This window comes from Leifsonia sp. 2TAF2, from assembly GCF_052115085.1.
Taxonomy (GTDB): Bacteria; Actinomycetota; Actinomycetes; order Actinomycetales; family Microbacteriaceae; genus Leifsonia.
Genome location: NZ_JBFRFY010000001.1, coordinates 2134968 through 2155390, shown reverse-complemented (window position 1 = coordinate 2155390; position 20423 = coordinate 2134968). Strand labels below are relative to the sequence as shown.

General features: G+C 69.9%; 23 protein-coding genes and 1 tRNA gene. 11 read left to right on the top strand and 13 right to left on the bottom strand.

The genetic code is table 11. The features are described 5' to 3' along the window. Positions 1-8: 8 nt before the first annotated feature. Both AB4Z18_RS10405 and AB4Z18_RS10400 read right to left on the bottom strand, forming a co-directional pair. The gene (locus AB4Z18_RS10405) at positions 9-734 is read right to left on the bottom strand and encodes an SDR family NAD(P)-dependent oxidoreductase (RefSeq protein ID WP_441782602.1); all 726 of its coding nucleotides are present in this window, start codon (positions 732-734) and stop codon (positions 9-11) included. Next, positions 731-1471 carry a hypothetical protein gene (locus AB4Z18_RS10400; protein WP_441782601.1) on the bottom strand — a complete coding sequence of 247 codons (741 nt, stop codon included), beginning with the start codon at positions 1469-1471 and terminating at the stop codon, positions 731-733. Before AB4Z18_RS10400 ends, AB4Z18_RS10405 begins: the two co-directional genes overlap by 4 nt. A 54-nt stretch (positions 1472-1525) precedes the next feature. Here AB4Z18_RS10400 and AB4Z18_RS10395 point away from each other — a divergent pair, with 54 nt between their 5' ends. The 5 genes from AB4Z18_RS10395 (at position 1526) to AB4Z18_RS10375 (ending at position 5448) form a co-directional block, all read left to right on the top strand. After that, positions 1526-2014 (top strand): MarR family winged helix-turn-helix transcriptional regulator, encoded by a 489-nt coding sequence (locus AB4Z18_RS10395; protein WP_441782600.1) that lies wholly within the window; start codon positions 1526-1528, stop codon positions 2012-2014. A 10-nt stretch (positions 2015-2024) separates the two neighbouring features. Next, positions 2025-2810 (top strand): fumarylacetoacetate hydrolase family protein, encoded by a 786-nt coding sequence (locus AB4Z18_RS10390; RefSeq protein WP_441782599.1) that lies wholly within the window; start codon positions 2025-2027, stop codon positions 2808-2810. A 41-nt stretch (positions 2811-2851) separates the two neighbouring features. Further along, entirely contained in the window at positions 2852-4369 is a 1518-nt protein-coding gene (gene gltX, locus AB4Z18_RS10385) for a glutamate--tRNA ligase (protein ID WP_441782598.1), read from the top strand. A 5-nt stretch (positions 4370-4374) separates the two neighbouring features. Next, positions 4375-5319: an NAD(P)/FAD-dependent oxidoreductase gene (locus AB4Z18_RS10380; protein ID WP_441782597.1), complete on the top strand. Its 945-nt coding sequence runs from the start codon at positions 4375-4377 to the stop codon at positions 5317-5319. A 57-nt stretch (positions 5320-5376) separates the two neighbouring features. Further along, positions 5377-5448, top strand: a tRNA-Gln gene (locus AB4Z18_RS10375). Between the two features lie 80 nt (positions 5449-5528). Here the strand turns inward: AB4Z18_RS10375 and AB4Z18_RS10370 are convergent. Continuing rightward, a complete protein-coding gene (locus AB4Z18_RS10370) occupies positions 5529-5666 on the bottom strand; it encodes a hypothetical protein (RefSeq protein ID WP_441782596.1) in 138 nt (45 codons plus the stop codon). Between the two features lie 109 nt (positions 5667-5775). Between AB4Z18_RS10370 and AB4Z18_RS10365 the strand changes: the two genes are divergently transcribed. From AB4Z18_RS10365 to AB4Z18_RS10355, 3 genes are read left to right on the top strand one after another with little or no spacing between them, the layout of a single operon-like run. Then, positions 5776-6165 carry a VOC family protein gene (locus AB4Z18_RS10365; RefSeq protein WP_441782595.1) on the top strand — a complete coding sequence of 130 codons (390 nt, stop codon included), beginning with the start codon at positions 5776-5778 and terminating at the stop codon, positions 6163-6165. 41 nt (positions 6166-6206) lie between these two features. Then, positions 6207-6545 (top strand): hypothetical protein, encoded by a 339-nt coding sequence (locus tag AB4Z18_RS10360; RefSeq protein ID WP_441782594.1) that lies wholly within the window; start codon positions 6207-6209, stop codon positions 6543-6545. Between the two features lie 11 nt (positions 6546-6556). Beyond that, positions 6557-7078 carry a GNAT family N-acetyltransferase gene (locus tag AB4Z18_RS10355; protein ID WP_441782593.1) on the top strand — a complete coding sequence of 174 codons (522 nt, stop codon included), beginning with the start codon at positions 6557-6559 and terminating at the stop codon, positions 7076-7078. On the opposite strand, the gene AB4Z18_RS10350 is transcribed toward AB4Z18_RS10355, so the two are convergent. From AB4Z18_RS10350 to hpaH, 7 genes are all read right to left on the bottom strand, one after another. Continuing rightward, a complete protein-coding gene (locus tag AB4Z18_RS10350; protein WP_441782592.1) occupies positions 7053-7889 on the bottom strand; it encodes a hypothetical protein in 837 nt (278 codons plus the stop codon). The genes AB4Z18_RS10355 and AB4Z18_RS10350 overlap by 26 nt on opposite strands. A gap of 47 nt (positions 7890-7936) precedes the next feature. Continuing rightward, positions 7937-9076 (bottom strand): 3,4-dihydroxyphenylacetate 2,3-dioxygenase, encoded by a 1140-nt coding sequence (hpaD, locus tag AB4Z18_RS10345; protein ID WP_441782591.1) that lies wholly within the window; start codon positions 9074-9076, stop codon positions 7937-7939. 42 nt (positions 9077-9118) lie between these two features. Further along, positions 9119-10681: a 5-carboxymethyl-2-hydroxymuconate semialdehyde dehydrogenase gene (hpaE, locus tag AB4Z18_RS10340; RefSeq protein ID WP_441782590.1), complete on the bottom strand. Its 1563-nt coding sequence runs from the start codon at positions 10679-10681 to the stop codon at positions 9119-9121. A 27-nt stretch (positions 10682-10708) separates the two neighbouring features. Then, entirely contained in the window at positions 10709-11392 is a 684-nt protein-coding gene (locus AB4Z18_RS10335) for a GntR family transcriptional regulator (RefSeq protein WP_441782589.1), read from the bottom strand. Beyond that, positions 11374-12825, bottom strand: a complete 1452-nt coding sequence (locus tag AB4Z18_RS10330) for a fumarylacetoacetate hydrolase family protein (RefSeq protein ID WP_441782588.1) — start codon at positions 12823-12825, stop codon at positions 11374-11376. Before AB4Z18_RS10330 ends, AB4Z18_RS10335 begins: the two co-directional genes overlap by 19 nt. A gap of 85 nt (positions 12826-12910) precedes the next feature. Next, positions 12911-13747, bottom strand: a complete 837-nt coding sequence (locus tag AB4Z18_RS10325; protein WP_441782587.1) for an HpcH/HpaI aldolase family protein — start codon at positions 13745-13747, stop codon at positions 12911-12913. Next, positions 13732-14553 (bottom strand): 2-oxo-hept-4-ene-1,7-dioate hydratase, encoded by an 822-nt coding sequence (hpaH, locus tag AB4Z18_RS10320; protein WP_441782586.1) that lies wholly within the window; start codon positions 14551-14553, stop codon positions 13732-13734. The genes AB4Z18_RS10325 and hpaH overlap by 16 nt, the downstream gene beginning before the upstream one ends. A gap of 129 nt (positions 14554-14682) precedes the next feature. Here hpaH and AB4Z18_RS10315 point away from each other — a divergent pair, with 129 nt between their 5' ends. Both AB4Z18_RS10315 and AB4Z18_RS10310 read left to right on the top strand, forming a co-directional pair. Then, positions 14683-14928, top strand: a complete 246-nt coding sequence (locus AB4Z18_RS10315; RefSeq protein WP_441782585.1) for a type II toxin-antitoxin system Phd/YefM family antitoxin — start codon at positions 14683-14685, stop codon at positions 14926-14928. Beyond that, a complete protein-coding gene (locus tag AB4Z18_RS10310; protein ID WP_441782584.1) occupies positions 14925-15344 on the top strand; it encodes a type II toxin-antitoxin system VapC family toxin in 420 nt (139 codons plus the stop codon). The genes AB4Z18_RS10315 and AB4Z18_RS10310 overlap by 4 nt, the downstream gene beginning before the upstream one ends. Before the next feature lie 15 nt (positions 15345-15359). Here AB4Z18_RS10310 and AB4Z18_RS10305 read toward each other — a convergent pair whose 3' ends face one another. Further along, complete coding sequence (locus tag AB4Z18_RS10305; protein WP_441782583.1) at positions 15360-15929, bottom strand: TetR/AcrR family transcriptional regulator; 570 nt, start codon at positions 15927-15929, stop codon at positions 15360-15362. A 103-nt stretch (positions 15930-16032) separates the two neighbouring features. Here AB4Z18_RS10305 and AB4Z18_RS10300 point away from each other — a divergent pair, with 103 nt between their 5' ends. After that, positions 16033-16869 carry an alpha/beta fold hydrolase gene (locus AB4Z18_RS10300; protein WP_441782582.1) on the top strand — a complete coding sequence of 279 codons (837 nt, stop codon included), beginning with the start codon at positions 16033-16035 and terminating at the stop codon, positions 16867-16869. Between the two features lie 59 nt (positions 16870-16928). On the opposite strand, the gene AB4Z18_RS10295 is transcribed toward AB4Z18_RS10300, so the two are convergent. After that, the gene (locus tag AB4Z18_RS10295; RefSeq protein ID WP_441782581.1) at positions 16929-17735 is read right to left on the bottom strand and encodes a hypothetical protein; all 807 of its coding nucleotides are present in this window, start codon (positions 17733-17735) and stop codon (positions 16929-16931) included. Next, positions 17732-20314 (bottom strand): DUF4062 domain-containing protein, encoded by a 2583-nt coding sequence (locus AB4Z18_RS10290; protein WP_441782580.1) that lies wholly within the window; start codon positions 20312-20314, stop codon positions 17732-17734. The genes AB4Z18_RS10295 and AB4Z18_RS10290 overlap by 4 nt, the downstream gene beginning before the upstream one ends. Positions 20315-20423: the final 109 nt, after the last annotated feature.

The window sequence follows — 20423 nt, the reverse complement described above, 5'->3', positions numbered from 1 at the left end:
GGAAAGGGTCAGGCGGCCGCGGTCTTCCCACCATCGACGGGAAGTGCGACACCCGTGATGAAGGACGCCGCCGGGGAGGCCAGCCAGGAGACGGCCTGCGCCACCTCGTCGGCGCGGCCCATGCGCCGCATCGGGATGTACGACCCGATGGCCTCACGGACCGCAGCGGGCTGCGCCATGACCGATCCCGATTCGATCGGGCCGGGGCAGACGGCGTTGACGCGGATGCCGCGGGCGGCATAGTCGAGCGCGGCGGTGCGGGTCAGACCGACGACTCCGTGCTTGGCTGCGGCGTATGCGCCCATGCCCGGTGCCCCGCCGATTCCTGCGGTCGACGACACGTTCACGATCGCGCCGCCGTCGCGGATCAGGGACAGCTCCGCCTGCAGACACAGTGCGAGCCCGGTGAGGTCCGTGCGGAGAATCTGGACGACGTCGTCTTCGGGGAGGTCCGCGAAGGGCGTCGGCGGATGCGAGATGCCAGCGTTGTTCACCGCGATGTCGATGCCGTCGGCGGCGTTCGCGGTCAGGAAACCACGCGGTGCGCCGCGCTCGGCGGCGTCGAACGCGCCCGTGGTGACGTCCACCCCGTGTGCTCGCAGCTCGGCTGCCAGAGCGTCCAGTTGAGTGGCGTCGCGGGCGACGAGGAGCATCCGATCGGAGTTCGCGGCCACCCGACGGGCGATCGCCGAACCGATCAGCCCGTTGGCGCCGACGATGAGCGCCGTGCTCACGGCACGTCCTCGCCCTCTGCTCCGATTCCTTCCTCGTCTGCGCCCTGCGGCCGGCGTTTCGCCCGGTTCACCGGCAGCAGGAACGCGATGGCGATCAGCCAGGCACCCCCTCCGAAACGGACGATGGGTAGCAGCGGCTGCAACTGCTCGATGGCGAGCGTGAGGAACGACAGCTCGCCGAGCGCGCCGAGCACGAGCCCGATGCCGGCGACCCAGCGGGGGACCAGGCGGAGGATGTAGGCCGGGACGGCGATACCGGCCATCAGCAGGCCGAGTCCGGTGGCATATCCCACACCGCCGAACCCGAAGGCGAGGCGAGCGAGGGTGGCGGTGACCGCATCCGCACCGGGTCCGCTCGGGAAGCTGAGCGACCAGGTGACGAGGGCGGACGTCAGCAGCGCGAACGACGCGGCGATCCCGCCGTACAGCCCGATGACGGGACCGGGAACGCGCACGCCGAGCCGCAACTGACGTGCGTAGACCGTGGCGGCGAAGATCCCGAGTGGAACGGCCGACCCGAAGGTCAGCAGCGCCCCGATGCGCACCGCCGTCGGGTTCAGCGTGTACCAGGCGGTCACCTCGCGAGGGGTGGCGAACGGGTCGGGTGCGGACCCCGTTCCCACCAGCAACGTCGCGACTCCGGCAAGCGTCAGGACGAAGGCAACGATCGCCAGCGGGCCGAGCGGCGGGCCGCCCGATTGTGAGCGGCGGCTCCGGGAGGGACTGATTTCGGTCATGCCATTAATGATGCATACTATGAATCATTCTGTCAATGGAGCTATGATCGCTGTGTGACCTCAAGTCGGCCCGCTCGCATCGGGTTCCTCGTCTCCCAGCTGGGAGCCTTCGCCTCGGCCCGTTTCGGCGAGCTGATCAAGCCGTCCGGGCTGACGCCGGCGACGGCCGGCGTGTTGCGCATCCTGTCCAGAGAACCCGGGCTGAGCCAGCGAGCGCTGGCGACGCGACTGGGCTCCGCTCCCAGCCGGGTCGTCGTTCTGGTGGATGCGCTCGAGGCTGCGGGCCTGGTGACGCGGAGCCGCGATCCCCTGGATCGCCGCAACCACCGGCTGGAGGTGACAGAAGCGGGGCGCGTCGCTCTCGGCACGCTGCGCGCGGCCGCCGAGACCCAGAGCGCCGATCTCCTCGCGCCCCTCGCGGCGGAGGAGCGGGATGTGTTCACGGCGCTGGTCGCGAAACTGGCCGCTGCCCACCGGCTCGACCCCCAGGTCCACTCGGGCTACGCCGAGGGTGACCCCTCGCGCGCATCCTCTCGGGGCTAGGCTCGAACGCGTGAAGATCGCACGTTTCAGCCATACCCGCGACGGCTCGACCTCGCCGGTGATCGACTACGGCATCGTGGACGAGGACGCCCTGGTGGTGCTCGCCGGCGACCCGATGTTCACCGGGTTCGACACGACGGGGGAGCGCGTCCCGCTCGGCAAGGTCGGCTCGCTGCTCGCGCCGGTCATCCCGCGCTCGAAGGTGGTCGCCGTCGGCAAGAACTACCGTGAGCACGCCGCCGAGATGGGCGGTGAGGCGCCGGGAGAGCCGCTGCTGTTCCTGAAGCCGAACACGGCGGTCATCGGCCTGGGCGATGCGATCGTCGTTCCGCCGCAGTCGGAGCGGGTCGACTACGAGGGCGAGCTGGCCGTCGTGATCGGGAAGATCGCCCGCAACGTCCGCGCCGAGGACGCCGCTGCGCACATCTTCGGCTACACCGTCGCCAACGACGTGACCGCCCGCGACCTGCAGGAGAAGGACGGGCAATGGACGCGCGCGAAAGGCTTCGACACGTTCTGCCCGCTCGGGCCGGTCATCGAGACGGAGCTCGCACCGGACGCGATGCTGCGCACGCGACTGAACGGCGAGCTCAAGCAGGAGGCGCCGATCTCGGACATGGTGCACGACATCCCGTCGATCATCGCCTACGCGTCGAGCGTGTTCACGCTGCTGCCGGGGGATGTCATCCTGACCGGGACGCCGTCGGGTATCGGGCCGATGAAGCCGGGCGACACCGTCGAGGTGGAGGTCGAGGGCGTCGGTTCGCTCGTGAATCCGGTGCGCGCCGCGAAGTAGCGCGTCCCCAACGGAGGCCTCCCCGGTAGGATCGAAGACGTATGTCTGACTCGATCGCTCACCCCTTCTCCACCGCCGAAGGCGCCGATGTGCGCGTGCGGTTCTGCCCGTCGCCCACCGGCACGCCGCACGTCGGCCTCATCCGCACGGCCCTGTTCAACTGGGCGTACGCGCGCCACACCGGCGGCAAGCTGATCTTCCGCATCGAAGACACCGACGCCGCGCGCGACAGCGAGGAGAGCTACCAGCAGATCCTGGATGCGCTCCGCTGGCTCCGCCTCGACTGGGACGAAGGCATCGACGTGGGCGGCCCCGACGGTCCGTACCGCCAGTCGCAGCGCTACGGCATCTACCAGGACCTGATCGAGCGGCTGCGTGCCTCCGGTCACATCTACGAGAGCTTCGCCACCGCCGAAGAGATCGAGGCCCGCAACATCTCGCTCGGCCGCGACCCGAAGCTCGGTTACGACAACTTCGAGCGCGACCTCACCGACGACCAGAAAGCCGCGTACCGCGCAGAGGGCCGTGAGCCAGCGCTGCGGCTGCGCGTGCCGGACGACGACCTCAGCTTCGACGACCTGGTGCGCGGTGAGATCACCTTCAAGGCCGGTTCGTTCAGCGACTTCGTCGTCGTGCGGCCGAACGGGCATCCCCTCTACACGTTCGTGAACCCGGTGGATGACGCCCTCATGGGCATCACGCACGTGCTGCGCGGTGAGGACCTGCTGTCCTCCACCCCGCGGCAGATCGCGCTGTACCACGCGCTGATCGACGCGGGGGTCACGACCTTCGTCCCGCGTTTCGGTCACCTCCCGTACGTCATGGGCGAGGGCAACAAGAAGCTGTCGAAGCGCGACCCCTCCTCCAACCTGTTCCACCACCGCGACCGCGGCTTCATCCCCGAGGGGCTGGTGAACTACCTGGCCCTCCTCGGCTGGTCGCTCACGCACGACCGCGACGTCTTCTCGCTGGAAGAGATGGTGGCGGCGTTCGACGTGCAGGACGTCAATCCGAATCCGGCGCGCTTCGACCTGAAGAAGGCCGAGTCGATCAACGGCGACCACATCCGTCTGCTGGATGTCGCCGACTTCGCCGAGCGCACCATCCCGTACCTGGTCGCGGCCGGTGTGCTCGAGGAGCCGCTGACGCCCGCCCAGCACGAGGTGCTCACGAAGGCAGCGCCGCTCGTCCAGGAGCGCGTCCAACTGCTGGGGGAGACGCCCGGGATGCTGGGCTTCCTGTTCACCGATGCGGCCTCCCTCGTGATCGAGGACGACGCGCGCGCGTCCCTTCCGGACAACGCCGGCGAGGTGCTGGCCGCGTCCCTCGGCGCCCTGGAGCTCGTTCCCGAGTCGGAGTGGACGCACCAGAGCATCGAGTCGGCCCTGCGCGACGCGCTGATCGAAGGACTCGGGCTGAAGCCGCGGGTCGCCTTCGGCCCGCTGCGGGTCGCTCTGTCCGGTCGCCGGGTGTCGCCGCCGCTGTTCGAGTCGATGGAGATCCTCGGCAAGGACGAGACGATCGCGCGGCTGGACCGGCTGTCGGCGGCGCTGGGATAGGCGCGATGGTCGACGATTCGTCGTACGAGGTCGTCGTCATCGGCGGCGGCCCGGCCGGGCTGTCGGCGGCGCTCAACCTGGCGCGCGCCCGGAGGCGCGTGCTGGTGGTGGACGGCAACCGCCCGCGCCACGCAGCGACTCTGCTCGCGCACGGCTTCCTGACCCGCGACGGCATCTCGCCACTCGAGCTGCGACGCATGGGCCGGGAGGAGGTCGACGCGTACGAGAACGCGTCCGTGGTCTTCGCGCAGGTGGGCGCCGTGTCCGTGGAGGGTGACGGCTTCCGGGTCACCGCCCGCGGGGTGCGCGGCGGCGCGGATGTCGACGTGCGCACCGACACCGTGCTCATCGCGACGGGCGTGACCGAGACGATGCCGGCGATCCCGAGCCTGCGCGCCTTCTACGGGACCCAACTGCACAGCTGTATCGAGTGCGACGGGTACGAGTCGGCGGGAAAGCCGCTCGCCCTCATCGGCGAGACGTCCGATCTGGCCGAGCGCGCCCTGCTGCTCACCCAGTGGACGGACGACCTCCTCGTGTTCACGAACGGCGCCGACGTCGTCGAGGCGGCCGAGGAGGGTGCGCTCGCGCGGCTCGGCGCCCGGGTCGAGCGCCGCCGGATCGAGGACGTGGTGGGGGAGAAGGGTGTCATGACCGGCATCCGGATGGACGACGGCACGATCATCGCGCGGGCCGGCGGATTCCTCCGTCCCGTCTGGTCGCCCGCCCTCGCGTTCGCGGAGGATCTCGACCTCGACAGCGACTCGGAGGGCTACCTCCTCACCGACGCCCACGGCCGCACGTCACTGCCCGGCGTCTACGCCGCGGGGGAGACGACGGCCCCCGGTCCGCAGCAGCTGATCGTCGCGGCGGGCTCCGGCGCGGTGGTCGCGGCGGCCGTCAACCGCGACCTCATCGGGCTCGCCCTGGAGGACGCCGCCGTTTTGTAGTCCGGCCTTCGGGTAGGCTAGAGTTGGTTCTCGTGCCCGGGCCGTGGTCCGGAGCAGTGGGGTATGGTGTAATTGGCAACACGGCGGTTTCTGGTACCGTTGTTCTTGGTTCGAGTCCAGGTACCCCAGCAGTAAAATCCAGTCGAAACCCCGGTGATCGCCGGGGTTTTCTGCATGTCGGGCGACTCGAGGAACCCTCGGGCATGCCGTCAGTTGGGCTCTTCGTCCGCTTCCAGTTCTTCATCCGCGTCGACGAAGTCGTCGTCGACTTCGGTGGCTGCTGTAGCGGCCTCCGCCTGAGCCGCGGCCTGCTCCTCGGCTTCCTGCTCGCGTCTGTGTCTGGCCATGTGCATCCCTTCGACACCTGCATCATAGGAGAACGAAGGAGAAGCCCGCCCGAATCTCCTTCGGATGACCGTCTTCCCATGCGACGTCCACAGCGGGAGGATACGGCCCATGACAGACACGGAGGGCGCCGGCATCGTCGGTGTGAGCACGATCGGCATCCCCGTCGCGGACCAGGATCGGGCACTCGCGTTCTATCGGGACGTCCTGGGGCTGGAGGTGCGCGTGGATGCGCCGGTGCCGCAGCTCGGCGGCCGCTGGATCATGCTCGGTGCGTCGGGATCGCCGGTGACCGTCTCGCTGGTCCTGCAGAAGGACGAGGCGCCGGCGGGGGTGGAGACCGGCATCCGTTTCGAGGCGAGGGATGCGGACCGCGCGCACGAGGCGCTGGTCCGGGGCGGCGGCGAGGTCGGCGAGGTGCTGCGGTGGCCGGGCGTCCCCGCGATGTTCGCCGCGCACGATCCCGACGGGAACCGATTCGAGGTCGTGGAACTGACGTAACCGGGCGGACGCCCGGTAGGGTGAGCGAAAGGGGGTCCACCATGACACAGCTGATGAGGGAGTTCGAGCAGGCCGAGCGGCGCAGACGGCGTAGCATCCTGTTCGTCGTGCTCGCCTGCCTGACGGGTCTCGGCGTGTGGCTGACGGCTCCGCTGGGCATCGTGGAACTCACGCGCGGCTCGGCGATCGGCTGGATGCTCGTAGCCTGCGGCGCGGTTCTGCTTGCCGCGACCGTGCTCCTGATCGTCGCGGTCGTTCGCTTGCGTGCGGTCCCGGAGAGCCTGCCGGGAAAGGCGAATGCGCGGTTCGACGAGCCCCAGGCGTCGCAGGATCCGCGGGGCGGCTACTCCATGGTCGGTACGCAGCTCGGCTCGCACTGACGGACTCCGCCGTGGGCGAGGTTCAGGTCCGTCCGGCGGTGCCGGGCGAGTGGGAGGCGGTCGGCGGTCTGCGCTGGGACTCGGTGTACGAGTTCGGCGGACAGGCGCTGGATCCTCGCGAGGTCTTCGCGGCGCAGTTCGCGACCTGGGCAGGACAGCACCGCGGCTCCCACGAGTGCTTCGTCGCCGTGGAGGAGGGCCGGGTCATCGGGATGACGTGGCTCGCGATCGTGCCCCGCGTGCCGAGCGCTCGGGCCTTCGATCGGGCCTCCGGTGACCTGCAGTGCGCCTACGTCGAACCCGGCCGGCGCAACCGCGGGATCGGCGGACGGCTCATCGACGCGATCGTGGACCGCGCGCGCGAGCGGGGGCTGGAGCGGGTGACCGTCCACTCCAGCCCGCGAGCAGTCGCCGTTTACGAGCGCCACGGCTTCGCGGCGGAGGGTCGGCTGCTGCACGCCTACGTCGTCCACCGTGATGCCCCAGCGGCCGGAGCGGCCACGGAGGTCAGCGGCGAGCCGGATCCAGGTTGACGCCGATTCCCTGCTTCAGCATCGGTTCGGACGCACCGATCAGCATCTCCGGGTTCAGCCAGACCAGCTGCACCTCGGTGAGGCCGAACCGGCGGGAGACCATGTAGAGCGTGTCGAGCGGGTTCGGGATGTACGTGGCGGGAGTGTCGCCGTCCATCAGGACGCGGCCGTGGGCGTACAAGACCACGCCGTGGTCCACTGGCTTCAGATGCGGGAAAGGGGAGGGCATCGTCCACGTGATCGACGCGACGGCGATCACCCGGGCGTCGCTGGAGACGGACTCTTCGATGGAGTGCAGGAACGAGGGGTCGTCGAGGACCGGGAAGTCCGGTGCGAGCGGCAGGACGAGCTCGCCGTCCGGGTCGACGCTGTTCAGTCCTGAGTTCAGGCTGAATCTGCTCTGGGCCTGGATGTTCTCCGGCAGGCCGTCGTACCGCTTTCCGGACATCAACAGGTCGAGACCGGAGAGCGCCGCCAGGCCGGCGCCGGAGGAAGCGGTGGGCCGGATGCGCACCTCCACCTGCTTGTCCGAGTTCACGACGATGCGCACATCTCCGGTGAGAGGATGTTGGGCGACGGGATCCGTGATGGGGTCGTGCGCCACGGCCACGAGCCGGGCGGTCCCGATCGTCTGACCGGGAACCCTCGGGTCGGGGAGCTGTTCGGCGATCGGAACGGCCGCCGGGGTCTCGGTGGGAGTAGCGCGGGGCGCCGGCCGTGGCGGAGCGAGCAGTGCGCATCCCGACACGAGCCCGACGACAGCGGTCACGACCAGGGCCGCGGCGACGCGGCCCACCCCCCAACGGATCATGGGTCGACCCTAGCAAGTCGCCCGCTCCGCCGAGGGGTGGATGGGCGCTAGACCTGCGCGCCCAGCTTGAAGCCCCGCGGCTCGTCGTCCTTCCGCGTGTACGAGAAGCCGTCCGCGCCGATGGTGACCTCCATCTCGGAGTCGTCGGTGCGGCTGGTGAGCGGCTGCGGGTTGCCGTCGAGGTCGAGGACGGTCGAGGCCTCCGTGTACCAGGACGGCACGACGGGGTTGCCCCACCAGTCGCGGCGCTGGTTGTCGTGCACATCCCAGGTGACGACGGGGTTGTCGGGGTCGCCGGTGTAGTAGTCCTGCGTGTAGATCTCGACCCGGTGGCCGTCGGGGTCGCGCAGATAGAGGTAGAACGCGTTCGAGACGCCGTGCCGGCCGGGGCCGCGCTCGATGCAGTCGCTGCGGCGCAGGGCGCCCAGCTTGTCGCAGATGGCGATGATGTTGTGCTTCTCGTGTGTGGCGAACGCGACGTGATGCATCCGCGGGCCGTCGCCGCCGGTCATGGCGGTGTCGTGGACGGTCGGCTTCCGGCGCATCCACGCGGCATAGGTGGTGCCCGCTTCGTCCTGGATGTCCTCCGTGACGCGGAACCCGAGGTCCTCCATGTACTTCACTGCCTTGGGGACGTCCGGCGTGACCTGGTTGAAGTGGTCGATGCGGACGAGCGCCCCCGGCGTGTACAGGTCGTAGCGCCAGGCGAGGCGCTCGACGTGCTGTACCTCGTAGAAGAACTCGTAGGGGAAGCCGAGCGGGTCCTCCACGCGCACCGAGTCCCCGACGCCCTTCGTGAAACCGGAGGCGCGACGCTCCACCCGGCAGCCGAGCTCGGTGTAGAACTCGACCGCGCGGTCCAGGTCCTCCGGGGTGCGGACGCGGTACGCGAAGGCGGCGACGGCCGCGACCGGGCCCTTCCTCAGCACGAGGTTGTGGTGGATGAACTCCTCGAACGAGCGGAGGTAGACGGCGTCCTCGTCCTCCTCGGTCACGACGAGGTCGAGCACGTCGACGTAGAACTCGCGGCTGGCGGCGAGGTCGGTGACGACCAGCTCCATGTAGGCGCAGCGCACGACGTCCGGCGGCGTGGCCTTCGGCGTGGGGATGCGGTCGGCCGGCGCCGGGATCGGGTCGCCGGCGGTCACGATGGGCTCCGGGGAGCCGGGGGTGATGGGTGAGGTCATGTCAGAGCTTCCTTGCTGTGATGCTGTCTGCTGCGGTGTGGATCAGGCGTCTCCGGCGTCTTCGGCCGCTTCCACAGCCTCCTCCGGCTGGTGCACGGTGGCGCCGAACCGGGCGGTGTGGACGGGCCCCAGCGTGATGTGGACGGCCTGCTGGTCGGTGTAGAAGTCGATCGAGCGGTAGCCGCCCTCGTGCCCGAGCCCGGACGCCTTCACGCCGCCGAACGGCGTGCGCAGGTCGCGGACGTTGTGCGAGTTGAGCCACACCATCCCGGCCTCGACGTTCTGGGCGAAGGTGTGCGCGCGCTGCAGGTCGCTCGTCCACAGGTAGGCGGCGAGGCCGTAGCGGACGCCGTTGGCGAGCTCCAGCGCCTCCTCGTCGGTGTCGAACGGGGTGATGGCGACGACCGGTCCGAAGATCTCCTCCTGGAAGATGCGCGCGTCCGGGGCGACGTCGGCGAATACCGTCGGGGCGACGTAGTTGCCGGTCTCGAGGCCCTCCGGACGACCGCCGCCGGCGAGCAGCCGGCCCTCCTGCTTGCCGATCTCGACGTAGCTCATCACCTTCGCGTAGTGCTCGGGGTGCACGAGTGCGCCGACCTCGGTCTTGGGGTCGTGCGGGTCTCCCACGACGATGTTCTTGGCGCGCTCGGCGTAGCGAGAAAGGAACTCGTCGTAGACGGGACGCTCGACGAGGATGCGGGAACCGGCGGTGCAGCGTTCGCCGTTCAGCGAGAACACGCCGAACAGGGTCGAGTCGATGGCGGCCTCGAGGTCGGCGTCGGCGAAGACGACCGCGGGCGACTTGCCGCCGAGCTCCATCGAGAGCCCCTTCAGGAACGGCGCGGCGTTCGCGAAGATGATCTGCCCGGTGCGGCTCTCACCGGTGAAGGAGATGAGCGGGACATCGGGATGTTTCACCAGCGCGTCCCCGGCCTCTTCACCCAGGCCGTTGACCAGGTTGAAGACGCCGTCGGGAACCCCAGCCGCGCGGAAGATCTCGGCCCACAGGCTCGCGGACAGCGGGGTGAACTCGGCCGGCTTCAGGACGACCGTGTTGCCGGTCGCGAGCGCCGGTGCGAGCTTCCAGCTCTCCAGCATGAACGGCGTGTTCCAGGGCGTGATGAGACCCGCGACGCCGATCGGCTTGCGGTTGACGTAGTTGAGCTGGCTGCCCGGCACCTTGTAGGCGTCGTCCGCCTGCGCGACGATCAAGTCGGCGAAGAAGCGGAAGTTCTCGGCCGCGCGCTGCGCCTGGCCGAGCGCCTGGGTGATCGGGAGGCCGGTGTCGAAGGTCTCGAGCTCGGCGAGGCGCGCATCCTGTGCCTCGACCGCGTCGGCGATGCGGTTCAGCACGCGGGCGCGCTCGCGGGGCTTCATCCGCGGCCAGGGGCCCTCCTTGAACGCGCGGGTGGCGGCGGCGACGGCGAGGTCGATGTCCTCCTTCTGCCCGGCCGCGGCCTGCACGTAGGTCTCGTTGGACACCGGGTCGAGCACGTCGAACGTCTTCCCCGACACGGAGTCGACGAAGGCTCCGTCGATGAAGTGCTGGATCTTGTCCGGCAGGTTCTCGGGGATGTGGTGGGTGGATGCGGGGTGCTGCGCCATGCGCGGCCTCCTGTCGGTCGGTAACGGTCAGTGCTGCTGCGTGTGCTCGCTCTGGTACGCGTGCAGTGACTGGAGCGTGGCCAGCCGGTGCCGGCGCGCGGCGAGTTCGATCTCCAGCGCCTCCGCGCCGGATTCGATGAGTGTGAGGATCTGCTCGTGCTCGTCGACCGACTCGCGGGCGCGGCCGGGCACGAAGCTGAAGGTGGAGTCACGGAGCACCGTCAGGCGGTTCCAGCCGCGGTGCACGAGGTCGAGGATGTGCGGGTTCGGGCACTCCTCGTAGAGCACCGAGTGGAACTCCTGGTTGAGCTGGGTGAACCGGTGCGGGATGAAGTCGTCGAGGCACGCGATCATCTCGCGGTTCACCGCGCGCGCCCGGGCGATGTGGTCGGCGGTCAGCAGGGGAGCGGACAGCTGGGTCGCGGCGCCTTCGACGAGCGCCAGCGTCTCCATCGTGTAGGTGTACTCGGCCTCCTGCAGCAGGGCGACCTGGGCCCCGACGTTCTTCTCGAACGTGACGAGCCCTTCCGCCTCCAGTCGCCGGATCGCCTCGCGCACGGGGACGACGCTGATGTCGAGCTCGCCGGCGATCTGCCCGAGCACGAGCCGGAAGCCGGAGACGTACCGGCCGTCGTCGATCCGGGCGCGGATGAACTCGTAGGCCAGCTGCGACTTGCTCGGTGCCGCGGTCTTCAGCGCTGCGTCAACCATGCGCGGTACCTCTCTTTCCATTCGGCGTTCATCGGGAAGAGCCCGTCGACCCGGGCGCCCTGGGCGACCTGCTCGGCGACGAACTCCTCTTCGCGCTCCTGCTCGAGGGCATCGGCGACGACCTCTTCGACGAGGCCTGGCGGGATGACGAGGAGACCGTCCGCGTCGCCCACGATCACGTCGCCGGGCTGCACGGCCGCTCCGCCGCACGCGATGGTCACGTCGGTGTCCCAGGGCACGTGCTTGCGGCCGAGCACCGCGGGGTGCGGGCCGTTGTGGTAGGTCGGGATGTCGAGGGCCGCGACCACGGCGAGGTCGCGCACCCCGCCGTCGGTGACGATGCCGGCGGCTCCGTTGACCTGAGCGCGCAGGGCCAGCACGTCGCCGACGGTGCCGCTGCCGCGCTCGCCGCGGGCCTCGATGACGAGCACCTCGCCGGGGCCGACGGCGTCGAACGCACGCTTCTGAGCGTTGTAACCGCCGCCGTGAGTTGCGAAGAGGTCTTCGCGGTTCGGGATGTAGCGCAGGGTCCGCGCAGTGCCGACGACCTTGGTGCCGGGACGCGTGGAGGTGAGGCCGTCGATGGACACGTTGTTCAGGCCGCGCTTGCGCAGTTGCGAACTGAGGGTGGCGGTGGCGACGCTTGCGAGCTTGGAGCGCAGCTCGTCGCTCAGGGTCCAGGCGGGCTCCGGCGGAGTGCCCCAGGCCTCCGCGCGCTGGTGGTCGTCGACGCTGGGCTTCGTCCCGAAGTCGCCGAACGGGACGCTGCTCTCGGTGATGCGGGTGACGAGGCGGCCGGTGCTGGGCGCGCCGGGCGCGGTGGGCGCATCCACTTCGACCTCGATGGTGTCGCCCGGCTGCGTGACAGAGGAGCCGGCGGGGGTCCCTGTGAGGATGATGTCGCCGGGTTCCAGGGTCATCAACTGCGAGAGGTCGGCGATGAGCCGGCCGAACGGGAAGAGCAGGTCGTCGGTCGTCCCCTCCTGCACGAGTTCGCCGTTCAGCCAGGTGCGGACGCGGAGGGCATCGGGGTCGAGGTCCGCGGCGGGCAGGATGCCGGGCCCGAGCGGCGTGAAGCCGTCGCCGCCCTTGGAGCGCACATTCGAGCCCTTGTCCGCCGCACGCAGGTCGTAGAGGCCGAAGTCGTTGGCGGCGGTCACGCCCGAGACGGCGGCCCAGCCGTCCTCCGGCGAGACGCGGCGCATAGGCCGGCCGATGATGAGGGCGATCTCGCCTTCGAAGGCGAGCAGTTCGGTCCCGGCCGGGCGTTCGAGTTCCGAGCCGGTCGTGGCGAGGGAGGAGCTGGGTTTGAAGAAGTAGGACGGCTGGGCCGGGGTGCGGCCCCGCTGCGCGGCGCGGGAACGGTAGTTCAGGTGCACCGCGATGATCTTGCCGGCCTGTTCTCGCAGTCCGGTCGGGCTGGTGGCGCTCACGGGTGGCGGCTCCTCGTCGTCGGGGATGGGTCCGGGTGGACCGTATTCGAGATCATATACGATCTACGCTCGGTGGACAATGCGTTCAATAGCTGGCAGGGGCGGGGGAGCCCGCGTCCGGCTCGGAGGTCCCGATGAAGCGGTCGGCCAGGCCCTCCGACGCCCGGGCGAGCAGGGTCACGTCGGCGCCGACGAGGACGTAGGCAGCGCCCGCAGCCGCGTAGCGATCGGCGGTCGCCGGATCGAAGGCGTTCACGCCGACTGGCGTGCCCGCAGACCGGCCCGCGGCGATCACGCGCTCGACGGCGGCGATGACGTCCGGGTGATTCTGCTGCCCGAGCAGACCCATGGAGGCTGCGAGGTCCGCGGGGCCGACGAGCAGGGCATCCACGCCCTCGACGGCCGCGATGCCGGCTGCGGCCTCGAGTCCCTCCACCGTCTCGATCTGCACCGTCAGCGACACGAGGTCGTTGGCGCGGGCGAGATAGTCGGGGATGCGGCTCCAGCGCGAGGAGCGCGCGAGCGCGCTGCCGACCCCGCGCACCCCGTGCGGCGGGTACCGGACGGCCCGCACCATCGCCTCGGCCTCGGCGACGCTGTCGACCATCGGCACGAGGATGTTCTGCGCGCCCAGGTCGAGCAGCTGCTTCAGCAGGACCGGATCGCCGATCGGCGCGCGCACGAGCGGCACCGCCGGATACGCGGCGACCGCCTGCAACTGGGCGAGGATCGACTCGAGCCCAACGGGGGAGTGCTCGCCGTCGACCAGGACGATGTCCAGCCCGCTGCCCGCGCAGATCTCCGCGACGAGAGGACTCCCGGCGCAGGACCACATCCCGTACAGGGTGCGGTCGGCCGACCGCAGCCGGTCGGCGAAGGTGGGCGTCGGCTCGTACATCGACGGGTTCAGACGAATCGGCATGTGACGGCTCCCAGGGTTCCGTAGTCGGCGTGGACGGTGTCGCCGCGCTCCACCCACATCGGCCGGGTGAACGACCCGGCAAGGACGATGTCCCCGGCCTCGAGGCGCGTGCCGTGCTGGGCCAGCTTGTTCGCCAGCCATGCGACGCCGGTCGCGGGGTGGTCGAGCACCGCGGCGGCGACGCCGGACTCCTCGATGGTCTCGTTGCGGTAGAGCAGGGCGGAGACCCAGCGGAGGTCCACCGCATCCACCGCCACCGGCCTGCCGCCCACGACCATGCCGCCCATCGCGGCGTTGTCGGAGATGGTGTCGACGATCGTGCGGCCCTGCATCTCGATGCGCGAGGACAGGATCTCGAGAGCCGGGACGACGTACCGGCTCGCGCTCAGCACATCGAACAGCGTGACGTCGGGGCCCTCCAACGGCTCCGCGAGCACGAAGGCCAGCTCGACCTCGATACGGACGTTGGAGAACTGGTCGAACGGGATGACCGAGCCGGTCTCGTAGACCATGTCGGCGAAGATGGCGCCGTAGTCGGGCTCGGTGATCCCGGTCGCCTGCTGCATCACCTTGGAGGTCAGCCCGATCTTGCGGCCGACGAGCCGGCGGCCATCGGCGAGACCGCGCTCGACCCAGACCTTCTGAACGGCGTAGGAGTCCTCCACCGTCATCTCGGGGTGGCGGGCGGTGAGCAGCGGGACCGTCGTCCGGTCACGTTCGGCGGTCGCGAGTTCGTCGGCGATGGCCTGGATGGTCGGGCTGTCGAGCACCGGTGGGCTCCCTTCGGCATCGGAGGAGGAACGCATGCGCCCCGAGTGGATCGTATATCTTCCTGTACACCTGGGCCAGGTGCCGTGGGTGTGAATGCCTTCATAGCCCGTGGGAACGAGGCGTACTCTGATACGTTTCTACGTAGCTACATACGAGGGGACGAGATGGCCATCATCACAGCGCGGGCATTCAATCAGGACACGTCGGCGGCGAAGCGGAGCGCGGCTGCAGAGCCGCTCATCATCACCGACCGCGGCGAGCCGTCGTACGTGCTCCTGACGTACGCCGAATACGAGCGCCTCACCGGCGGAACTCGGAGCATCGTCGACCTTCTCCGGCAGGACGAGCGGGGAGATTTCGACATGGAGTTCCCTCGTGCTCAGATCAACGCGAAGCGGATCGAGCTGTGAAGTGGCTTCTCGACACCGACGCTCTCAGCGCGACGCGGCGACCTGAACGCGCCGATCCGGAGGTCATCCGCTGGCTCGAGCTGCAGAATCCCTATTCGCTGTACATCTCCGCGATGACGATGTTCGAGATCGAACTAGGCACGGCGCAGAAGGAGCGCAGCGATCCCTCGCAAGGCGCGGACCTCCGGCGTTGGGTGCATGACGTCCAGCTGCTCTTCGGAGAGCGCATTCTGCCGGTGGATCATGAGGTCGCAAGCGTCGCTGCCTCGTACCACGTGCCCGATCTGCGGCCCGAGAGAGATGCATTGATCGCAGCAACGGCCGAAGTGGGAAGGCTAGTCGTGGTAACGCGCAATACGCGCGACTTCGAGCGCTTCGGCGTCACTCTTTTCGATCCGTGGTCCACGGGGCGGTGAACCGGGCCGAGCCCCTCAGTGCGCGCCGGCGGGTAGCGCCGCCCGGATGAGCACCTGCGCAGCCGCGCGTGCGTCCGCCGCAGCGTCGGGAGTGCCGGCGATCGCCGCCGTCGTCTGCGCGCCCTCGGCGAGGATGGCCAGCTGCGGGGCGAGCGCGGGTGAGGCTCCGGCCGCCGCGGCGATCTCGGCGACGAACGCCTGGAACGACTCCTTGTGGCGCCGAGCGGCCTCGGCGACGCGCGGATCCGCAGCTCCCAGTTCACCGAAGGCGTTGATGAAGCCGCAGCCGCGGAAGGTGTCCTGGACGAACCAGTCCGACAGGTAGTCGTAGATCGCGAGGAGCTTGCCCTCCGGGTCGGCGACCGTCGCGACGCGAGCGGCGACGCCGTCGGTCCACAGATCGTGACGTTTGGCGAGGACGGCGAGCACGAGGTCGTCCTTGGAGGGGAAGAGCGTGTAGAGCCGGCGCAGGGAGACGCCGGCCGCATCCCGCACCTGGTCCATCCCGACCGCGTGGAAACCGCGTGCGTAGTAGAGGGCGTCGGCCGCGTCGACGATCCTGCTGCGCGTTTCTTCATCCACCATTCTCCGATTGTAGCTTGACTGAGAACGATAGTTCTCATAGAGTCGTGATCACCGGTGAGAACGATCGTTCTCACCGCAGTGGATGAACGAAAGGAAGGCGACGATGTCGTACATCACCGTCGGAACCGAGAACAGCACCCCGATCGAGCTCTACTACGAGGACCACGGGAGCGGACAGCCGGTCGTGCTGATCCACGGCTTCCCGCTGGACGGTCACTCGTGGGAGAAGCAGTCGGCTGCGCTGCTCGAGGCCGGCTACCGCGTCATCACGTACGACCGTCGCGGCTTCGGCCAGTCGAGCCAGGCAGCCACCGGCTACGACTACGACACGTTCGCCGCCGACCTCCAGGTCGTGCTCGAGACGCTCGACCTCCGGGATGCCGTGCTCGTCGGGTTCTCCATGGGCACCGGCGAGGTCGGCCGCTACCTCGGCCGCTACGGCTCCGAGCGCATCGCCAAGGTCGCGTTCCTCGCCTCGCTCGAGCCGTACCTCCTGAAGACGGAAGACAACCCGGGCGGCGCCGCGCCGCGCGAGTTCTTCGAGGGCATCGTGGAGGCGGTGAAGGCCGATCGCTACGCCTACTTCACCCAGTTCTACAAGGACTTCTACAACCTCGACGAGAACCTGGGCACCCGCATCAGCGAGGAGGCCGTGCGCAACAGCTGGAACATCGCCGCGGGCAGCGGAGCGGTCGCCTCGGCCGCCGCACCGCTGACGTGGTTCACGGACTTCCGGGCCGACATCGCGAAGATCGACGTTCCGACGCTGATCCTTCACGGCACCGCCGACAACATCCTCCCGATCGACGCCACCGCGCGTCCCTTCCACGCGCTTCTCCCCGAGGCGGACTACGTGGAGGTCGAGGGCGCGCCGCACGGCCTGCTCTGGACTCACGCGGCCGAGGTCACCGAGGCGCTCCTCGCCTTCCTCCGGAAGTAACCCGCCCTCAAGCGCTGAGCCGGCGCGGCGCGGACCTCGACGGTCCGCGCCGCGCCTTTTCACCGTCGGTGTCGTTCGGCCCACACGTACAGCGCGACGTAGGCCACGAACGACGCGCCGAGGCCGCCCACGAACAGTGCGGCCGACGGCCGGGCCCACAGCAGCTCGCCCGATCGGAACGCCAGCGCGATCAGCATCAGCGCGAGCGCGACGAGCTGCGCCTGGAAGATCTGCCGGAACGCGCTCCACCGGGCATCGCCCAGCATCCACACGTTCACCATCCCGGGGAGCGTCAGGATGGCGCCGCACACCCGCGCGGTCAGTGGGGTGAGCGGCCACGCCCACACCGAGATGGCGAGCTGCGGCGCGATGAACAGCACCAGACCGGTCACGAGTGAGCAGAGGCCGATCAGGGCCAGCAGGATGCGCACCCAGCCGGGCAGCACAGCATCCTGCTCGATCAGCCCGCCCGGATCCTCGCCGCGGTTCACGAGCATGGCGGCGAGGACCAGGAACGGCGTCGCGATGTACAGCGTCACCCAGACGATGAACGACAGGTGGCCGAAGTGGAAGCGGTCCCAGTGCAGGAAAGTCGCCACGGCCAGCAGCGTCGCGAACAGCAGGACCGCCGGGAAGCCGTGGCGCACCGAGCGCCACCGGTTGGGCCGCACCACATGCACGAAGAACACGATGCCGCCGGCGTACGCGCTGCCGAGAAGCATGGCAGTGATCGGCGGCTTGATCGTCCACGCGAAGAACAGGTCGGTGGTGTCCGCGAGCGGATAGAGCAGCACGAAGGCTGCGACGAGGAACGGGAGGATGATCGCCCCGACGAGGCGCGTGTACGGGTGGATGCGGTCGCTCATGCGGCCGCCCGTCCTTCCGCCAGCTCCACGACGGCGTCCGCGGAGAGGATGCGTCCCTCGGCGACCGCGGCGTCGAACGCGTCCCGGTCGGCGCCCGCCGCCAGCATCCCGTCGACGAAGAGCTGGTGGAATGTGAACACCGGAGCGTTGTACAGCCCGGTGCGCTCGCGGAGGGAACGGGATGCGCCCAGCAGCCGGCCGGACCTCCCGACGTCGCCGGCGAGGGCGGCGACGGCGACCATCCCTTCCAGCCCGTAGGCGATCCCCTCGACGTGACCGAGCCGTCGGGAGAGGGCGAGGCAGGCCGAGAAGTCGGAGGTCGCACCGGCCGCGTCGCCGAGCAGGAGGCGCGCCCAGCCGCGGTGGTGCTGCGCGATCGTGACTCCCAGGTCGTCGCCGTTGTCGCGGGCGAGCGTCAGGCTCTCCTCGAAACGGGCCAGCGCGTCCCCCACCTGCTGGCGCAGCAGCGCGACCCTGCCGAGCATCACCAGCGCCATCGCCTGGCCCCAGCGGTCCTCGCGGGTGCGGAAGAGGTCGAGGCTGGCGTCCATCGCGTCGTTCGCGGCGCTGTCGTCCGGTGCCGGGGAGGCCAGCACCGCGAGCGCGTAGGAGATCAGGGCGAGCGCCTCGCCGTCGGCGTCCCCGGTGCGGCGGAACAGATCGGCGCTCTCGGTGAGAGCCGTTGCCACCGTGCCCTCCGGGTCCTGCCAGAAGGTGATCGCCTGCGTGAAGTAGAGGGCGATCGCGCGAGTCCGGTCATCCAGCGGGTCGCCGGACGCGAGCAGCTCGTCCATCCAGCCGCGGACCTCGCCAAGGAGCCCCGCGACCCACCAGTAGACGTACAAGGCCCAGGCGAGGTGCGCGGCTCGTTCCCAGTCTCGCGCGTCGAGCAGGTACCGCACCGCCGAGCGCAGGTTGCCGGTGTCCGCGCTCAACCGCACCACCCAGTCGTGCTGGGCGGCGTGCTCCAGCGCGTCATCGGCACGGTCGCCGAGGGTGAGGAAGTAGGAGGCGTGGGCGTCGCGGGCGCGGGCAAGCTCACCCTCCTGCTCCAGGCGCTCCACCGCGTACTCGCGGACGGTGGCCAGCAGCGAGAACCGCGCCTCGTGGGCGTCGTCGTGCTGCCGGACGAGGCTGTTGTCGACCAGGGCGCCGAGTGCCGAGAGCACATCATCCCCAGGAGCCTCGTCGGCCCCCTCCCGGATGGCGGCGTCGACCGCCTCCGCTGCCTCGAGTGTGAAGCCGCCCTGGAACACGCCGAGCCGGGCGAGCAGCACGCGCTCGGGCTCGTCGAGCAGTTGCGCGCTCCACTCGATGGTTGCCCGCAGGGTCCGCTGGCGCTCGGGCAGGTCGCGTGCACCGCCGACGAGCAGCGGAAGCCGTCGGTCCAGGCGCCGCGCAAGCTCGGCGGGGGGAAGCACCCGGATGCGCGCGGCGCCCAGCTCGATCGCGAGCGGGACCCCGTCCAGCGCCGAGCAGATCCGACCGACATCGTCGGCGTTCGACGGGGTGATCTCGAAGTCGGGACGCACAGCGTGCGCCCGCTCGACGAACAGGCGCATGGCATCGTCGGAGGGGAGGGGGTCGAGTTCGTAGCGTCGCTCGCCACCCACCCGCAGCAGCGACCGGCTGGTGACGATCGCGCTGACCCCGGGGGCTGCCGCGAGCAGTTCTGTGACGGCGGGCGCCGCCGCGAGCGCCTGCTCGAAGTTGTCGAGCACCAGCAGCACCCGGCGGTCGCGGAGCGCCGTCGTCACCTTGTCGGCGAGCGGTGCGTCGCCGGTGTCGCGGACCCCGAGCGCCTGGGCGAGAGCCGCCGTGACGGCGTTCCGGTCGTGTGCGGGCGCGAGGTCGACGAACACCGCGCCGTCGGGGAACCTCTCGCCGAGGCCGGCGGCTGCGGCGATCGCGAGCCGGCTCTTCCCGATCCCGCCCGGCCCCGTGATGGTGACGAGCCGGGCGCCGTCGGCGAGCATCGCGCGCACGGCGGCGATGTCGTCGGTCCGGCCGACCAGCCGCGTGAGCGGCGACGGGAGCGACGGAGCGCGTGCCGGCGACGGTTCGTCGGGCGGGCGCGCTCTGCCGCCGTCGACCCGGCTGAGCTCGAACCGCTCGGCGAGCATGGTGGCGAGGTCCGCCTCCAGCAGCACTTCGAGCTCCTGGGCCGACTCGATGTACTTGAACGACGCGCGGTCGTCGGAGCGGATGCGGTTCAGCAGTTCGGTGAGCCGCTCCTCCCGGGCGGGCGCCGGGTCCTTGATGTAGATCAGGCGGGGGAGGTCGGGCGGGCACAGGTTGTACTCGTCCTCCAGCCCCGACACCTGCTCGTCGGGAGCCACCCATCCATAGCGCTCCCAGTACAGCCCGACGAAGACGTCGCTCTGGTCGAGGTACGCGCGGTACAGCTCGCGCGGTGGATGCGGCCGGGCGCCCAGCTCGAACATCACCGGGGCGAGGTGCAGGCGCTCGATGGCGGCCCGCGCCGCCCGGCGTTCGGGGGCGAGCTCCTTGAGGGTCGAGCTGACGAAGACCCGCAGCCTCTGGTCGGGCGTTCGGATCACCCGGGGTGCCGCGTCCATGCACGCATTCTGTTGCACCCGGCGCCCGGCGCAACAGGGGGTCTGGGGATGCGGTCAGACCCCGTTGCGTCGGATCCGAAATCGTATATCATTGGCGGATCGGAGCGCC

What these genes read in the sequence shown, in the direction of transcription:
- AB4Z18_RS10400 (WP_441782601.1), bottom strand. Translation starts at nt 1,471, where the DNA reads ATGACCGAAATCAGTCCCTCCCGGAGCCGCCGCTCACAATCGGGCGGC.
- gltX (WP_441782598.1), top strand. Translation starts at nt 2,852, where the DNA reads ATGTCTGACTCGATCGCTCACCCCTTCTCCACCGCCGAAGGCGCCGAT.
- AB4Z18_RS10380 (WP_441782597.1), top strand. Translation starts at nt 4,375, where the DNA reads ATGGTCGACGATTCGTCGTACGAGGTCGTCGTCATCGGCGGCGGCCCG.
- AB4Z18_RS10370 (WP_441782596.1), bottom strand. Translation starts at nt 5,666, where the DNA reads ATGGCCAGACACAGACGCGAGCAGGAAGCCGAGGAGCAGGCCGCGGCT.
- AB4Z18_RS10365 (WP_441782595.1), top strand. Translation starts at nt 5,776, where the DNA reads ATGACAGACACGGAGGGCGCCGGCATCGTCGGTGTGAGCACGATCGGC.
- AB4Z18_RS10360 (WP_441782594.1), top strand. Translation starts at nt 6,207, where the DNA reads ATGACACAGCTGATGAGGGAGTTCGAGCAGGCCGAGCGGCGCAGACGG.
- AB4Z18_RS10350 (WP_441782592.1), bottom strand. Translation starts at nt 7,889, where the DNA reads ATGATCCGTTGGGGGGTGGGCCGCGTCGCCGCGGCCCTGGTCGTGACC.
- hpaD (WP_441782591.1), bottom strand. Translation starts at nt 9,076, where the DNA reads ATGACCTCACCCATCACCCCCGGCTCCCCGGAGCCCATCGTGACCGCC.
- hpaE (WP_441782590.1), bottom strand. Translation starts at nt 10,681, where the DNA reads ATGGCGCAGCACCCCGCATCCACCCACCACATCCCCGAGAACCTGCCG.
- AB4Z18_RS10335 (WP_441782589.1), bottom strand. Translation starts at nt 11,392, where the DNA reads ATGGTTGACGCAGCGCTGAAGACCGCGGCACCGAGCAAGTCGCAGCTG.
- AB4Z18_RS10325 (WP_441782587.1), bottom strand. Translation starts at nt 13,747, where the DNA reads ATGCCGATTCGTCTGAACCCGTCGATGTACGAGCCGACGCCCACCTTC.
- hpaH (WP_441782586.1), bottom strand. Translation starts at nt 14,553, where the DNA reads ATGCGTTCCTCCTCCGATGCCGAAGGGAGCCCACCGGTGCTCGACAGC.
- AB4Z18_RS10315 (WP_441782585.1), top strand. Translation starts at nt 14,683, where the DNA reads ATGGCCATCATCACAGCGCGGGCATTCAATCAGGACACGTCGGCGGCG.
- AB4Z18_RS10305 (WP_441782583.1), bottom strand. Translation starts at nt 15,929, where the DNA reads ATGGTGGATGAAGAAACGCGCAGCAGGATCGTCGACGCGGCCGACGCC.
- AB4Z18_RS10300 (WP_441782582.1), top strand. Translation starts at nt 16,033, where the DNA reads ATGTCGTACATCACCGTCGGAACCGAGAACAGCACCCCGATCGAGCTC.
- AB4Z18_RS10295 (WP_441782581.1), bottom strand. Translation starts at nt 17,735, where the DNA reads ATGAGCGACCGCATCCACCCGTACACGCGCCTCGTCGGGGCGATCATC.
- AB4Z18_RS10290 (WP_441782580.1), bottom strand. Translation starts at nt 20,314, where the DNA reads ATGGACGCGGCACCCCGGGTGATCCGAACGCCCGACCAGAGGCTGCGG.